10 protein-coding genes are annotated in these 16,943 nt (G+C 39.9%); 3 read left to right on the top strand and 7 right to left on the bottom strand.

Annotation, left to right across the window (positions count from 1 at the left end; genetic code table 11):
- Positions 1–96: 96 nt before the first annotated feature.
- The 3 genes from ACZ5QV_RS15015 to ACZ5QV_RS15005 form a co-directional block, all read right to left on the bottom strand.
- Positions 97–945, bottom strand: coding sequence for a methanogenesis marker 8 protein (locus tag ACZ5QV_RS15015; protein ID WP_464600564.1), 849 nt, complete (start codon positions 943–945; stop codon positions 97–99).
- Positions 946–1,249: 304 nt separating this feature from the next.
- Positions 1,250–2,812, bottom strand: coding sequence for an IS66 family transposase (tnpC, locus tag ACZ5QV_RS15010; RefSeq protein WP_464599444.1), 1,563 nt, complete (start codon positions 2,810–2,812; stop codon positions 1,250–1,252).
- Positions 2,813–3,592: 780 nt separating this feature from the next.
- Positions 3,593–3,826, bottom strand: coding sequence for a tetratricopeptide repeat protein (locus ACZ5QV_RS15005; protein WP_464600563.1), 234 nt, complete (start codon positions 3,824–3,826; stop codon positions 3,593–3,595).
- 1,067 nt (positions 3,827–4,893) lie between these two features.
- Between ACZ5QV_RS15005 and ACZ5QV_RS15000 the strand changes: the two genes are divergently transcribed.
- Positions 4,894–5,172, top strand: coding sequence for a hypothetical protein (locus ACZ5QV_RS15000; protein WP_464600562.1), 279 nt, complete (start codon positions 4,894–4,896; stop codon positions 5,170–5,172).
- A gap of 671 nt (positions 5,173–5,843) precedes the next feature.
- On the opposite strand, the gene ACZ5QV_RS14995 is transcribed toward ACZ5QV_RS15000, so the two are convergent.
- On the bottom strand, positions 5,844–7,094 hold the full coding sequence (locus tag ACZ5QV_RS14995; protein WP_464600561.1) for a multidrug effflux MFS transporter: 1,251 nt from the start codon (positions 7,092–7,094) through the stop codon (positions 5,844–5,846).
- A 442-nt stretch (positions 7,095–7,536) separates the two neighbouring features.
- Between ACZ5QV_RS14995 and tnpC (ACZ5QV_RS14990) the strand changes: the two genes are divergently transcribed.
- A complete protein-coding gene (gene tnpC, locus ACZ5QV_RS14990; protein ID WP_464599444.1) occupies positions 7,537–9,099 on the top strand; it encodes an IS66 family transposase in 1,563 nt (520 codons plus the stop codon).
- A 16-nt stretch (positions 9,100–9,115) separates the two neighbouring features.
- On the opposite strand, the gene ACZ5QV_RS14985 is transcribed toward tnpC (ACZ5QV_RS14990), so the two are convergent.
- Positions 9,116–9,364, bottom strand: a complete 249-nt coding sequence (locus ACZ5QV_RS14985; RefSeq protein ID WP_464600560.1) for a hypothetical protein — start codon at positions 9,362–9,364, stop codon at positions 9,116–9,118.
- A 246-nt stretch (positions 9,365–9,610) separates the two neighbouring features.
- On the opposite strand from ACZ5QV_RS14985, the gene ACZ5QV_RS14980 reads away from it, so the two are divergent.
- Positions 9,611–12,244 carry a tetratricopeptide repeat protein gene (locus tag ACZ5QV_RS14980; RefSeq protein ID WP_464600559.1) on the top strand — a complete coding sequence of 878 codons (2,634 nt, stop codon included), beginning with the start codon at positions 9,611–9,613 and terminating at the stop codon, positions 12,242–12,244.
- Between the two features lie 664 nt (positions 12,245–12,908).
- Here the strand turns inward: ACZ5QV_RS14980 and pap are convergent.
- On the bottom strand, positions 12,909–14,420 hold the full coding sequence (gene pap, locus ACZ5QV_RS14975) for a polyphosphate:AMP phosphotransferase (protein ID WP_464600558.1): 1,512 nt from the start codon (positions 14,418–14,420) through the stop codon (positions 12,909–12,911).
- Positions 14,421–14,716: 296 nt separating this feature from the next.
- The gene (gene iscB / locus ACZ5QV_RS14970) at positions 14,717–15,898 is read right to left on the bottom strand and encodes an RNA-guided endonuclease IscB (RefSeq protein WP_464600557.1); all 1,182 of its coding nucleotides are present in this window, start codon (positions 15,896–15,898) and stop codon (positions 14,717–14,719) included.
- Positions 15,899–16,943 lie beyond the last annotated feature (1,045 nt).

The raw sequence follows: 16,943 nt of genomic DNA, 5'->3' as shown, positions 1-16,943 counted from the left end.
GAACGGAAAAAGAACGGAAAAAGAACGGAAAAAGAACGGAAAAAGAACGGCATGTGACACCATTTACGGTTTTTCCGACTTTTCAGCGTTCGGGTTTTAGATAAGATCTCTGGGCTGCTTGTGCTCAGGCAACACCGGCAGGGCCATGGTATTCACAAGTATGGGGCTTTCGACTTCCTTGGCCCTTTCAAGCACGAGTTCTTTCCCCTTCTGAGTCAATGCAAAAAGTGGCACGGCAGTTCCCACCTGAGCCAGGGGTTTTACAAGGTCCCGGATGGCTTTTGAGGCGCAGCTGGTTGCGATATCCGAGTTTTCAACGAGAACCCGGGCTTCTTCTCTCCCAAGGCCGGTTACATGCACCGCGATCACAATAAGATCGAGCCCCAGTTCGGCTTCAAGTTTCCGGACCTCTTTTGCGGTTTCGGCAAAAGCGACGGTTACTGCAATTTTTTTGTATCCGAGCTCGGCCGCCTTTTTGACCCCGGCCACGGAGTCAAGTTTTGCGGTCGAGGGGTCAAGCACGATCCCGCCACGTTCAGAAATCCCGTTGATAATCCCGTCAATTGGCTCGGTCTCGACAAGTCCGGACATACGCCCCCCCATTCCCTGAACAAGGGTCGGGCTGTTCGAAATCACGGTTCCGGCTCCTTCACAGGCTGTAACGGTGGTATCAAGAAGCCCACGCCTCAGGCCCGACATCATGACCTCGGAGGCCCCAAAACCCACAAAGGTTTCGAGTTCGAGCTGGCGCTTATCTGTAAACATCCCGAAGTCTTTGATCCGGAACTCCATGTTTTTCTTCACTTCTTCGGGGGTGATCTTCTGAATTCCCCTGTATTTAGCAAAGAGAGGACACCAGTCAACTTCAGGCTCTCCAACTTCCACGACCTTGCCGTCTTTGACAACGACCCTTGCTTTTCCGAGTAACTCCATTATATGAGGCATAAGCTGCACCTTTGATTATTGTTAAGAAATATTAATCCTGTAAATATAGTAATTTTAGTTCGGTTTTTCTTTTATATGGAGAAGCGTAAAACCCCTGAGTCTTTAGCCCAGAGGATATGAGCGTCCACTTTCCAATATAAGTATGAGTTACGCACTTGAAATGTAAAACCAAGCACATGAGAGCCTGTCATGAATATTGTGCTTTAGACAGTTTGGTGCTTCATGCTACTGGTTTTTTGTTCAACTGTGTAAGTCCTAATAAGGTTTAATACCATAACGTTAATCTATTAATAATGGTATCTATTCAGGGTAAGGGTGGCACATTTTCAATCGCCGCATGAAGTGAACTTATAGTAGGTATATTATTCTTTATTAGTGTAGATATGTATCCCCTAATTCTAAAGAAAACATCTGCTCCATGGGGTTTCCTAAAATCTCCCGATATTTTTTGCTGAACTGTTATCATTCTGAGATCTCTTTCTGCTTGGTTGTTACTGAAAGGAACTCTTAGATCCGTAGCAAACCTCAAGATTTCTTTTTCATACTTTGAAAGTCTATCAAGGAGATTTTTTGCATCGCTCTGCGCTTTTCTTCCTCTTTTAACCCCATTGTCTTTCGAGATTTCAGGTGGAGGATTGTCCTCAAATCCTTTCATTAGTATTGACTGATACTTTTCTTTAAAGGTCTTGAGCGTATCTTCATCTATTTGTATGCCCTGTTTTCTGGCAAAGTCTGCGCATTTTTTAATTTCATATAGGAGATCAGACATCTCCTCAGCCCACACTTGCTTGAATATGTTATAAATGTCTTTAAGTTCTCTTTGAATGTGGACATTACATGCCGCATGTTCACATTTGTATTTAAAATAGGGTTTCCAGAAATCGTGGACTATAATTCCTCTATATTTAGGCAACACTCCCATTTTATTCATTGCTTTTGATCCTCGACTCCTATTATGGAAATAGTATGTATATTTTTTTGTAGAGATTAAATGGCAGTATTCCCCTTGACCACCAACGTCGATTCCAGTTTCATCACCATGGATGACATTTTCTTTTATCAGTTGCTTCTTGATGTGGTTTGTAGCACCTTTCAACTTGTGAAATAACTTATTTTCTGCCCTAATTATTGTACCAACGCTTATATCAAATCCAAAGGCATCTTTAAATAATTTCTTGATTCGGTCATAGGGAATCAATTGGTAGTTTCGGAGGTAAATTGCAATTGTTAAAACCATATTGCCATATTGGACAGGTTTTGTAATTGATTTCGGAAAAGCAGCTTTGTTTTTGCGGTTACAATAAGGACATTTTTTGATCTCAGCACGATGTTCGGTCACTTTACGCCTTACAATTATTTCAAATTCTTGTCTCTTCTCGTAATTTATAACTTCAATCTTCTCAATGTTACAACCACAATGTTCACATTTATGTAGCTTATAAATGATTGTTTTATCAGGATTTTTAATCATCCTTAATGTAGAACCAGGATGCCCTTTTTGGCCGCCAGGACGTCTAAAACTTCCTTTTTGTGAACCTTTTGATTGAGGTATTTTATCAGTAGAATTGTTAGTAGAGGGAAGTCGATTTCTTTTTTGGTTTTGGTTATTCTTTTTTAGGCGAGATTCTAACTCATTAAGTCTTTCTCGAAGTTCGGTGTTTTCGGATTCAAGATTTTCATATCGAGATTCAAGCTCTTCGTGTCGAGATCCAAGATCTTCATACCGAGATTCAAGCTCTTCGTGTCGAGATCCAAGATCTTCATACCGAGATCCAAGATCTTCATACCGAGACTCAAGATCCTCAATATATGAAACAATGGATTCAGGGTCTGAACGGCATTGAGTAAGAATCTCTTCACATTTCATAAACCTCATTCCAAAATCCGATGATTTTTATATTAATCTATATGAAAAAAGTAATTGTTGAGTTTATACGAAATATAAGTTAGAAACAGAGGTAGCTGAATAGATACTAATAATGTATTTTAATCTTACTCACTTTTGCGATCTTAATCTTACTCACTTTTGCGATCTTAATCTTACTCACTTTTGCGATCGCACAAATTGAATATTTGTGGGATTTCCAGTGTAACTGGAAAATAACCAAGCAAAAGTACACTTTAAATTAGTTAACACCGCCGGAACGGCGGGAAGGGTCTGTGGACTCGTGGAGGTTGCTCCAGGGTATGAAGCAAGAAGCCGGTCGGTCTTTAGCCGAGTGGTAGTTCACATAATAGTGTGGGTTACCTGAGTTCCGCTTCCCGAGTTCCGCTTCCCGAGTTCCGCTTCCCGAGTTCCGCTTCCCGAGTTCCGCTTCCCGAGTTCCGCTTCCCGAGTTCCGCTTCCCGAGTTCCGCTTCCCGAGTTCCGCTTCCCGAGTTCCGCTTCCCGGGTTCCGCTTCCCGGGTTCCGCTTCGGGATCACAGGAAATCGAAGATTTCCTGGGAGTTGCGATGAAATCGCAACAGCACGGGGTCCGTTTCGCTCGCTGCGCGAGCTCAAGCGGACTATTAAAGATGTTTTGGTTTTAGAGGAACACGAGCTCTCACCGCCCGCCTCAGCGAGCGGCCTTTTCGTGAATATGAATGAAATACAAACTCCATCAGCATTTTTGATTTGAAAGTGCATATGCATTCGTTTTTTATTTTTAAGGTTCAGGTTTCAAATCTGTTTTTGAAGCTTCAAATAGGTTCAATAGTTGTTCACAAAACTGAATTAGCATTGGATCTTCGATTTCTCTTCCAATTGTCAAGGATTTTTCCAAATGTTCAATCGCTTTTTTGTATTCTCCGAGATCACTGTATGCTAACCCTAAATTTCCAAAGTCTGTACTTTCTCCGCGTCTGTCCCTAATTTCTAGAGATGTTTTTAGAGTGTCCATCCGTGGTTCTTTAACGGGAAACTCGTTGAACTACAGGCCGTCCTCAATGTAGAGCAATCCCTGAACTCAGTAGTTCCGATTAAGTATAGTTCCGAAGACATGAATTTTAACAAGAGTCCAGAGATGCATACAAGTACCTTGGATTTATTCCAATCATGGTATAACTTCATCAAAATACACAGCTCACTTAAATTAAAGATTAACTGTGGAAATAAGAAATGGGAACAGAGAACAGAGAACACCAGCAATAGCTGAAGGAATAGCTGATCATATATCAGCAATTCCCGTTTTGACTATAAACGTATGCAAGCGATGGCATAATATTTATATATTTCGTAACAATTTTATTTTATACTGATTTTTCTATTTGGGAAGCGTCGGAAAAGTACAAGATTATCCAAACATTGACTTATTTATTCATCGTTAATAAATTGAATAATTTCATATGATGCCGATTTGCGGAGTTGAGTTCAATGACTGTGTGAAGTTAGTTACCGATTCCAGACCTTTCAGACGCTTTCACTTACAGAAAAAACAACAATCACTGGTCTTATAATTTCAAACTTTCTGGATGTGGGATGATAAAATAAGGAGATAGTTCCTGTTAATTCCTTTCATCCGTTTAGTGACTTTTTAAACAATTTAGTGCCATAATTCCTTTCATTCTTTCGCTGTCAATATTCAAAATGTGCCTCATGATTTGTATTCTGTAAAAATCGACTCTGTAATAAAATAATTACAAACTATTATACAATTTAACCGCCTTCCGAGTGTGTTTTTATTCAAAACGGGAATTGCTGAAATATATGCAAGTTTTGAGGTGTTTTATGATACACTGCCTAATATTTATCTCGTGTCGCAGAAGACTCCTTCCTCGATGTTTCTAATCGAAGATTAGAAACTCCTGTTAAACCTACGGTTTAACATGACTCCGTGAGGAGGCAGGGAGGGGTTATTGACATCTAAATAGAAACACTTTAAAAGGATTAATTACTCATACATAAACTACCTCATGTATTTATATGAGTGTTATATATATTAATAATATATTTTCAGAGGTTTTGATTATGACAAAAATGTTAAAGATTATGGCACTACTTTTAGTGCTTGTAACTGTTGTTTTTGCAGCTGGTTGTGCTGCACCTGCTGAAGAAAACATTACTGAAGAAAACATTACTGAAGAAAACATTACTGAAGAAAACATTACTGAAGAAAACATTACTGAAGAAAACATTACAGAAGAAAACATTACAGAAGAAAACATTACAGAAGAAAACATTACAGAAGAAAACATTACAGAAGAAAACATTACAGAAGAAAACATTACAGAAGAAGTAGCAGAATAATTATTCACGTAGTTTTTATCTCAAACAGCAGAAAACTCCTTCCTCGCCAGTTCCGGCTTTGCCGGAACTGGCAGGTGGGAGATGAATGCGTATAGACTACGAGGACGGGACTCTATATTTTTTTAACGTGGTACTGATTGGTCAATCCAACAGAATCTTCTTTGTTGGTGTTTTTGTTGTACCCCGGTTTCCTGTGTCTTATCTGGTTTCTTCGGTACATTCTCCGTTCATCGTTTCGCTCTGGCATTCCAGCAAGAAGTTTTACCTCTCCTGAAATAAGTTATTTTTTCGGAAACTGCCGAAAACCCTATATTAAGGAACCCAGTATCGATTCCCAGGGGTGGTGTACATCAACTATTCTTTTTGGTTGTTAATAACAAAGACCTTCAAAAATTGTGTCCTCCTTGATTGGAGTGGGTCCACGTCGCCATTGTTATACTGGCTTGTTAATGGCCTGAACACTTCCTCTTCCTCTCAAGGATGTTTAATCCAGATCGAAATCTCCGAGAACGTGTGGAGTATCCTCGAATATCATAATCAGTATAACGAAAGGCTATTCAACCAGGGACTTGTCGAAACAAGCCTCCTCCTCAAAAACCTGAGTCCTCAGACTAAAGTTTTATTGGGGGTAATTGACATTTCTCACAAACTAGAAAAAACATCCTGGCCTTTCAAATCCTCTTCTGCAAAACAATCCATGCGCTTAGGACCAGGCCTCCACAACCCAAAGCAATAGCTCCGAGCACCTGTATTTTGTTCGCCCACTCAAGCGAGATAAGCCACATCCCAACAGCCCCCAGCATAAATAAGGTGAAGATCAAAAGGGATGAGGCTGACCCCACATCCGTTTCCACCTGTTCAAGTACCAGGTTGTTGCTGGGTGGCCTGCTCAAGCCCATGGAAAAAGTAATCAGGAACATGGGCAAAGAAAAGCTCCAGATCCCGTAATTTCCGGCGAAAAGGAACAGCAGTCCCCCTCCAAGCAAAATTCCAAAAAATCCAAGCGTCATCAGGTGTCTCGAATTGAAGCTTCTTGTAAGCCGGAGGCAGGAGAAGGCCCCTAACATCAGGGCAAAGGCGTTGAAGGCGAAAAAGTAGCTGTATCTCTGCTCACTCAGGCCAAACCCGTTGATATAGATGTCCGAAGAGCCTGCAATGAAGCTATACATGGGAAAGAAGCTCACCGACATTACCAGAACCATGATGATGTAAGAAGGATTGACCAGCAATCGACCGTAGGTGTGCATGACTCTGGTAAGAGGAGTTTTGGACACCTCTCGGAGCGTCTCCGGAAAGCGAAGCACTCCGGAAAATCCGATAATTCCCAGAAAGGCCTGCGTAAAAAAGATCCAGGGCCAGGAAAAGTAAGCCAGCATCCATCCCCCGAAAACCGGCCCCAACATAGGGGCAAGCGCCATGATTATCGCTATATGGGCAAGCACTCTTTCCCGCTCACTCCCGGAATAGATATCTCTCGTCATGGCCATGGAAAGGGCTGAACTGGCAGCAGCTCCCGCAGCCTGTAGTATGCGAAAAGCTATCAACATGAGGGCACTGGAAGCAAAAGCACAGCAGATGCTTGCAAGCACGTAGATGGCAAGCCCGAACAAGAGAGGAGGCCGACGGCCGAAACGGTCGGAAATCGGTCCGTAGAAGAGCAGGAAAAAGCCGTAGGTTGCAAAAAACCCGACCAGAATCAGGTTAATCACAGCAAGAGGCTGGCCCCAGCTTTCGGCAAGGGAAGGTATTGCCGGCAAAATCATGTCCGTGGACAGGGCAGGAAAAGCAGTCAGGAGAGCCAGGAGGGGCAGGGCTCCTTTCAAATTTTTTTTGGTGTGCCCTTTTGAAGTTTCTTCTGAAACTCCTTTCCAGTTTTTTTCTTGAATTAGTTTCAACTTTCCTTTTTTTGCCTGATAAGACATGAGAATTTCCTGTTTGCGTTTTTATAAAAATGACCCGCGGTAAAATGAATAATAAAGTGGGTTTAGGCGGATAACAGGGGCAGGTATTATATAATTTTTGTGAGAGATTGGGTGAAACTTATTTTTGAAGTTGAGGGTTTGCGAGAGAAAAATAAGGAAATTTCAGGAGAATTCAAATTCCTTCATGAGTGCGATTTAATTAATGCTTTAAATGGTCCAGGACCATATGGATTAACATGTATTTGATAAGTTCCATTCTCTTTTACGGTGAACACCGGAGGCGAATAGGTATAGTAAATTTTGAATGTATCCAGAGTATCTGCCCTGAACTTTTCGTATCTATTCAGCTACCTCTGTTTCTAACTTATATTTCGTATAAACTCAACAATTACTTTTTTCATATAGATTAATATAAAAATCATCGGATTTTGGAATGAGGTTTATGAAATGTGAAGAGATTCTTACTCAATGCCGTTCAGACCCTGAATCCATTGTTTCATATATTGAGGATCTTGAGTCTCGGTATGAAGATCTTGGATCTCGGTATGAAGATCTTGGATCTCGACACGAAGAGCTTGAATCTCGGTATGAAGATCTTGGATCTCGACACGAAGAGCTTGAATCTCGATATGAAAATCTTGAATCCGAAAACACCGAACTTCGAGAAAGACTTAATGAGTTAGAATCTCGCCTAAAAAAGAATAACCAAAACCAAAAAAGAAATCGACTTCCCTCTACTAACAATTCTACTGATAAAATACCTCAATCAAAAGGTTCACAAAAAGGAAGTTTTAGACGTCCTGGCGGCCAAAAAGGGCATCCTGGTTCTACATTAAGGATGATTAAAAATCCTGATAAAACAATCATTTATAAGCTACATAAATGTGAACATTGTGGTTGTAACATTGAGAAGATTGAAGTTATAAATTACGAGAAGAGACAAGAATTTGAAATAATTGTAAGGCGTAAAGTGACCGAACATCGTGCTGAGATCAAAAAATGTCCTTATTGTAACCGCAAAAACAAAGCTGCTTTTCCGAAATCAATTACAAAACCTGTCCAATATGGCAATATGGTTTTAACAATTGCAATTTACCTCCGAAACTACCAATTGATTCCCTATGACCGAATCAAGAAATTATTTAAAGATGCCTTTGGATTTGATATAAGCGTTGGTACAATAATTAGGGCAGAAAATAAGTTATTTCACAAGTTGAAAGGTGCTACAAACCACATCAAGAAGCAACTGATAAAAGAAAATGTCATCCATGGTGATGAAACTGGAATCGACGTTGGTGGTCAAGGGGAATACTGCCATTTAATCTCTACAAAAAAATATACATACTATTTCCATAATAGGAGTCGAGGATCAAAAGCAATGAATAAAATGGGAGTGTTGCCTAAATATAGAGGAATTATAGTCCACGATTTCTGGAAACCCTATTTTAAATACAAATGTGAACATGCGGCATGTAATGTCCACATTCAAAGAGAACTTAAAGACATTTATAACATATTCAAGCAAGTGTGGGCTGAGGAGATGTCTGATCTCCTATATGAAATTAAAAAATGCGCAGACTTTGCCAGAAAACAGGGCATACAAATAGATGAAGATACGCTCAAGACCTTTAAAGAAAAGTATCAGTCAATACTAATGAAAGGATTTGAGGACAATCCTCCACCTGAAATCTCGAAAGACAATGGGGTTAAAAGAGGAAGAAAAGCGCAGAGCGATGCAAAAAATCTCCTTGATAGACTTTCAAAGTATGAAAAAGAAATCTTGAGGTTTGCTACGGATCTAAGAGTTCCTTTCAGTAACAACCAAGCAGAAAGAGATCTCAGAATGATAACAGTTCAGCAAAAAATATCGGGAGATTTTAGGAAACCCCATGGAGCAGATGTTTTCTTTAGAATTAGGGGATACATATCTACACTAATAAAGAATAATATACCTACTATAAGTTCACTTCATGCGGCGATTGAAAATGTGCCACCCTTACCCTGAATAGATACAACTTTTCTTAAAAAGGAACGTAAGATCCGTTACTTATTGATACATCGATAATCAAAGGACCACAAAGGGCTTTCTCAACAACTATAAATTCATATTCTACTCCGCTACTGAGATTTACCTGATAAGTTGATTTGTCTGATACAGCAGCTCCGAAAACATATCCTTCATAATCATCATTAGAATAAGAAACATGATCTGAAATTACAAAGATAACAAGAAGTGCAATTAATAAGTATATGATGTAGTCATCTGACATTTTATACCCCCAAATGTAAATGTCATTTGTTGCATGAAATTGGAAATCTTCACCCGTTTTTATGGATTTCAAATCCCTTAGTTTTTTCGACATATTCATAAATTATCATACAATGATTGAAATTCTCTAAAATGGGACAATTTTGCTTTCCGATCCTGAACATTTAGATATCCGGCCCCGGCTTTCCAGATGATAATATTTATTAGGCCTGCCCCCAATTTTAAAAAAGAAATTGATGGAGTTTTCATGGATCCGGCTACCCTCACAACCCTCGCTCAGCAGGCCACAGATATTCTTGTTCCTGCCCTTTCCTTTTCCATAATCTGTGAAGAAGGTAAAGCAGTCGCCGGTAAGGCAATAGAAATTGTAAAAGGCAGGTTATACGAAGAAGCCGTTGATAAACTCGGCTCTGAATCTGTAAATAAAGCAAAAGCCCTGATGAAAAAGATCAGCCCCAGAATGAGTGAATCCCTTGAAAAGGCCTTCAGGAAAGCAGCCGGAAACTCAAAAGACCCCGAAGCAAAAGAAGAATTGCAGCAGGAAATCCTGAAACTGCTCAAAGAAAACCCGGACCTTGCCCGGGAAATCAATATTACTATGAATTTCAGTTTCGAAATCGAGCAGTTTGCAGTGGGGAATTATAACAATTTTTTCAAATTTGTAATCGAAGACGGTGATACTTTTTCAGATGAGTTCCTCAAAATCGCCGAATACATAGATTCTAAAAGAAAGGAAACCGCCAACCAGGAAATTCTGGGCAGCTACAACCCTTCAACTCTTCCCAATTACCCAGATAAATTAAAGCGATTTGTTAACGAAAATCGAGCGGAAGAACTGGCAAATGCCCTGAAACATATCGAAAATCAAAGAATCCTGTTACTCAGTGGAATAGGTGGGGTGGGCAAGTCCACTCTTGAAAGAGCCCTCGTAGATTTCAGACCTTTTAATGTCCCGGAACCGTTCTGGTTCGACTTCAACAAAAATCAGGACGCAAAACTGGGTGACATTTTTGAAAAACTTGCCTCTTACATGAACGCTCCAGAACTTGTAGCCTTCAAAACCGAAAAACGCGACCCCGGAAAAATCGATGTAGACCGCCTGACAGACGAACTGCAAAAAAGAACCTCCCTCTGGCTCATCTTTGACGACCTTAACTCAATTCTGAAAGACCGGCACTTCCGGGATGAAGGTCTTAACCTCCTCTTTTCCGCCCTCCGCTACAACACCCACAACGCAAAAATCCTCATAACAAGCCGGGACCGCCCAATCCTCAATAACGGGGAATACCTTATCAACGTGCTGGAAAAAGAAGAAAATTCCTCCCTCAAAGGCCTGAAACCCGAATTTGCAGCTGATTACCTCAGCAAAAATGGCCTTTCTAAATTAGAACCCCAAAAACTGGAAGAACTGGCCAAAGGTGTGGACGGCCACCCCCTCGCCCTCAATCTCCTCATAGGGCTGGTTAAAGAATTCGGAGTCGAAGACACTCTCGAAGACCTGAGCATGTACCGGGAAAGCAAAGAAAAGACCATTATAAAAGCAAAAAAACTATTCGATAAACTGGCCGGAGACGAAAAAGAACTTTTAGAACGCAGCTCGGTCTATTGTGAACCCGTGGGCATGAAAGGGCTCAAAGAGATGTTTACTGAAAAAACTCCCAACAATTCCATAAGAAAACTACTCGACAAATCCCTCCTCGAAACCGACCACAAAGGAACCTACTGGCTCCATCCCCTCGTTCAGGAATTCTCTTACGACGACATCAAAGACAAAAAAGCGGCCCACATGCTCGCAGTAAAATACTACTTGACTCTTCCCCGCCAGGAAAATCCCTCCAAAAAAGAAGACGTTCAGCAATTGATTGAAGCTCATCACCAAGCCTGTATGGCGGAAAAGTACGATTTGGCAGCAATAATTATTGGGCACACCAATCTCAGTTACCTCCTTGATCTCTGGGGTAATTCAAGAACACTAATCGAAATCTACGAAAAAATGTTACCCGAAGATTTCTTCAAAGACGAGCCACTCCTTAGAGACAAACAGATTCATGGAGCTGTTCTTGGAAATTTAGGGTTAGCATACAGTCGTCTGGGAGAAACAAGAAAAGCGATTGAATATTATGAACAGGCACTCAAAATTTCGAACGAAATAGGAGACAGGCACAGAGAAGGAACTCACCTTGAAAATTTAGGGATAGCATACAGTTATCTGGGAGAAACAGGAAAAGCAATTGAATATTATGAACAGGCACTCAAAATTGTAAGAGGTGTTGGAGATCGGTGTGGAGAAAGTATGGGTCTTGTAAATCTGGGGCGTGCATATAATCATCCAGGGGATCTAGAAAAAGCAATTGAATATTTCAAACGGGCACTCAAAGTTTCGAAAGAAATAGAAGACCAGCGTGGAGAAAGTATCGGTCTTGGGAATTTGGGGGACACCTACATTTATTTAGAGGAACCAGAAAAAGCAATTGAATATTACGAACAGTCACTCAAAATTGCAAGAGAAATTGGGGACAGACATGGAGAAAGTGCAGATCTTGGAAACCTGGGGGGTGCATACAATCATCTAGAGGAACCAGAAAAAGCAATTGAATATTACGAGCAGGCACTCAAAATTTCGAAAGAAATAGAGGACCGGCGTGGAGAAGGTATAGGCCTTGAAAATCTGGGGAGCACTTACGGTTATCTAGGGGAAACAAAAAAAGCGATTGAACATTTGGAAAAATCCTTGGCAATCGGGAGAGAAATCGAAGATCCAAGGATAATTCAGTTCTGTGAACAGCAACTGAATTCACTTGAAGCTCCGGAAACGGATTTAAAACCTCAATCATTGAACGCTAAAGCAAAAAAGTGGATTCATAAATGTTTTAGAATTTAATATGAGTATTTTGAATGTAATAATTTCAAGATAGATTAAAAAATCTACCCCAGTTCTTCCATTGACAGTTGTTTTTGTCTTCTATCTATTCTTTTGAAAAAGGCCGTCCACTGAGGCGGGCGGTGAGAGCCCGTGTTCCTCTAAAAACAAAACTAAAAAACCCCGCCCCACAAAGTAGATAGAAGCCATCAGCAAACCCGGCCCATTTTATTGAAAACACAATTCTGACCAAAACATCCTTAATAGCCCTAATTTGACAGAAGCATACATTTTTAAATGTATCAATAGGCTTCATGCTTCTGTTTTTGCCATACAATTACATTTATTTATAGTAGAATATATCTATTGAACATTATTGCAGATTTAAATTGACATTATACCTATACAATGCGTTTTTTGTGACAAAATACTCTATTAATTAAAGAGATCTGTCAAACTCGGGTAATAGTCTGCTTGAACGAGCGTAGCGAGCGAAACGGACCTTGTGCTGTTGCGATTTCATCGCAACTCCCAGGAAATCTTCGATTTCCTGTGATCCCGAAGCGAAACTCGGGAAGCGAAACTCGGGAAGAGGAAACTGTATTAATTCCTCGTTTCTTCCTGTGTTGCTTTCCGATTTCAAAAAAGAATTGTTTTCCGATTACGAACAGAAGCCCTAAACATTTTAAGCTCCAAGTTCTTTTTCAAGGGCTTCCACAACGGTTTTCAGAACCTTCACCCGGGCATAGCGTTTGTCGTTGGCCTCCACCACGGTCCAGGGGGCATAGCTTGTACTGGTCCTGCGGAGCATTTCATCTATGGCTTCTTCATATTTTTCCCATTTGCTGCGGTTCCGCCAGTCTTCGGAGGTGATCTTCCAGTTTTTCGTGGAGTTTTCTTCCCGGCTTTTGAAACGGTCGAGCTGGGTTTTCTGGTCGATGTGAAGCCAGAACTTGAGGATGATTGCTCCACTGTCGGCCAGGATTTCTTCGAACTCGTTGATTTCCCGGTAGGCTCTTTTCCATTCCTCTTCACTGCAGAGCTTTTCAATCTTTTCTACCATGACTCTCCCATACCAGGTCCGGTCGTAGATGGTTATGTGGCCAGCTTTGGGAATTCCTTCAAGGAAACGCCAGAGGTAGTGGTGAGCTTTTTCAAAATCGTTGGGTGCACCTGCAGGAATCACTCTATAGAGTCTGGGGTTTAACTCCTTTACCAGCCTCCGGATATTTCCTCCTTTTCCGGCCGCGTCCCAGCCTTCAAAAGCGATTATCAGGGGGCGTTTTTCCCGGAAGAGTTCATACTGGAGTTCCTCAAGTCTGTGCTGGTAGGTTTTAATTTCTTCTTTGTATTCGTCAGCTTCCAGGTTTCTGGACAGGTCTACTTTATCCAGAATGGAGGTCGTAAGTTCAGGAATTTTAGGAGCGTCGTTATCCAGATATTTGATGGTATTCTGGGCAGGTATTCGAGTTACTTTTTCTATCTGGTTCTCTATTGCTTTTATGACAGTTGTGATAATTTTTGCGGACGCAAAGTTCTGGTCAGTGGCTTCCACGAGGATCCAGGGAGCATGGGGGAAACTTGTTTTTTCGAATACTCTTTCAATTATTGGTAGGTAATTATCATACTCATGGACAAAATCCGGTTTGTCTTTCTTGCAGTCTTTGTATTCATCCACGATCAGGGGAATATCCTTTTTCATGAGTTTCTGGAAACGTTCTTTTTGATCGTTTTTATCAATGTGCATGAAGAATTTGATTATGACGTATCCGTCATCAGTGAGCTGGCGCTCGAAATAGTTTATTTCATTCAGGTATTTTTCCAGTTCATCTTCTGATTTTTCGGGCCTGTATTTATCCATGACTGCTCTGGAGTACCAGCTCCGGTCAAAAATTGCAATCCGCCCCCGGATCGGGATTCTTTTCCAGAAACGCCAGAGAAATGGTTTCAGAAGTTCAGCGGGGGAGGGGCTGTTTATGGCATGGTAATCGTACCCCCGGGGATCAAGGGGCAGGATGAAACGATTGATGCTTTCAGCGATTCCGGAGGTGTGCCACCCCTCAAAAACAAGAATAATCGGAATTTTTAATTCCCAGGCCTTCCTTTGAAGTTCTCCAAGTTCCGGCTCAAGAAACTTCATATTTTTTTTGTATTCTTCATCATCCAGTTTTCGGGTTAAATCAATATTTTCAAGCATGTCTGCATTTCCCCCTGTTTTTCAGTTTGGTTTAATATTGGAAGCCCTATCTTTAATAATTGTTGATTGTATTTGGGGCGGTGCATATTAAAAAGTATTTTCGAATTTTGCATATATAGTTAAATTGGTTTATCTTGTGTCGCAGAAAACTCCTTCCTCGATGTTTCTAATCGAAGATTAGAAACTCCTGTTAAACCTGCGGTTTAACACGACCGCCGTAGGCGGGCAGGTGGGAGATGAATGCAACAAATTGGTTTAAATTTTAATTATTTGAATAAGTGTTGTCGATCTTGCAGTTAGTCGGGCACAGTTCTTTTTGATAGTGACACTTGTAATTGTCGTGTTCCAGTTGATGTCACACAATACTCCGTATCCTTTGGACATTCGACCCCGTACGAATCCTTCTCCTTTTTTAGTTCGTATTTTGTCGAATTTTCTAATTCCGAATATTTTACCAGTTGGTATTGATTTTTCGGATCGTTTGCCTTTGGTTTGCTGGTAATCTCCCGCACTAACATGTCTTTTGAAATATATTGTATCATCCAGTTGAACATGTTGATTGTCAGTGCAGCATATCTCGCAACTGCATCATTATAGTGAGTTTTCGGTAGTTTTAGTATTTGTTCTCGCTTGAATTTCGACTCGTAACCAAACGTTTCGTCGAATTCCCAGGATGATTTTTTAAGTTGAGATTTAATAATCCCAATTTCAGTTGCATGTTTTGTTTTGGAGGGAGATCCTGTAATTTTAAATTTGCCTGCATGTAATTCGTCATGACAGGTACGACACAATGTGATAAGATTATCGGGAGTATCTGTACCACGATTTGATCTGAATATAATATGGTGACAATCCAGTTTACGGTCTTTTGATTTGCCTTTACAATGCTGACATGTATATCCATCTCGACTCAGGACGTATGCTTTTGCATTATACAGGTTTTTCATAGGACCGTTTTGAGATCCAGTTCCCGAGACATTAGGATTTGTTATTTTGTGAATATCGAATGATGCAAGCTCGACTATCCATTTTGTTATCGGTAGGATGGACTCAACAAAAGATTTCTCTCTCAGATGAGATTCGATCTTGCTGCGAATTGACGGAGCTATTCTGTCTAACTTTTTTGAGTTATGACGATTGTTGAATCTTGCTGGTCGATATCTTGTTTTTCTACTTCTTCGTGTACGTCTATAACTGGATCGAGTTTTCATCTTTTTAGAGATGTCATCCCTAATTTCAATTTCAGATTGGTACACTACCTGATTATTGGAAACTGCGGCACAACCAATATGTTTTGATCCAGTGTCCATTCCTGCAATAATCGGCTGAGTATATTCCTCACTACCATAAAGTATTTTGATTGTGATCGGGGTGGTTTTCATCACTTTTGCCCTGTTAGTTTTTAACAAAATTCTGGCTTTCGCAGGATTCGTTGGCATGAGCGGCTTTCCGTTCTTGTTTAATACGTATACAAACATTTGTAATTACTCCCAATTAAATAGGGTTATGCGTATCTGAACTTGGTGGAGTCAAGTTCGGAATTCGTCTTCCTCTCGATCTGATATGGAAAGGTTTTGTATGATGCAAGCACTGTTCCTACCTCTCAGAACTGTTTAACTTACATCCTTAGAGCCTGAAACTGAGACGGCACCAGGGTAACTATAATATTATTTCCTATCGGCTACTGACTATATTAAACTCCTATTCAGTGATCTGGTCAATCGGGACTTGCTTTTACAAGCAAGCCCCTTCCTCGATGTTTCTAATCGAAGATTAGAAACTCCTGTTAAACCTACGGTTTAACATGACTCCGTGAGGTGGCAGGGAGGGGTAGTTGACAAGTTGTTCACACATTATATATTTTCATCAAATAATTGTATTTTTTTGAATAAGTGACTAAATATAGTCTAGTTCGTTCAGCTGTTCGTTCTAATAGATTATCAATTTAGTCCACCACCCTCATGGACTTAAAAAATATTATATAAATATAGGTATATAAAATTGCCTATTGAATACTTAAATACATGTTATATATAACATATTAGGGTTCTCTAATGACGATGTAGTAAATCGATCAACATATATTTTTAACATGTTTTAACATATATTCAGAATGATGTATTCATCCTTATTTTGAAATGGATTTTTTTTCGATATGTACTAGATTAAAATTACTGGTGTTAGATGGATGTTATATATTATTCTGTTAGTTTTGTATATTTTAAAATATAGCTATTTAGGAAACGTGACATTTTATTAATAATACATTAAAATGTACACATCAAACAACATTATTAATAATATTTATAAACAAGTACTATTATAAAATGACAGGTAACTTTTAAAAATAGCCCATATATTATATTAACGAAATACGTATAACACCTCATAGTTAATTCTATTTAAATATATTATCAAAAACCATTTTATATATTTTTATAGTTGTCACTCAATTTTAAAATTACGCTAATAATGTTGTCCCATAAAATTTAATAAGGCTATGTTTATATAATCTTTTTATGA

Source organism: Methanosarcina baltica (assembly GCF_055394095.1).
This window is presented reverse-complemented; position numbering and strand designations above follow the sequence as displayed.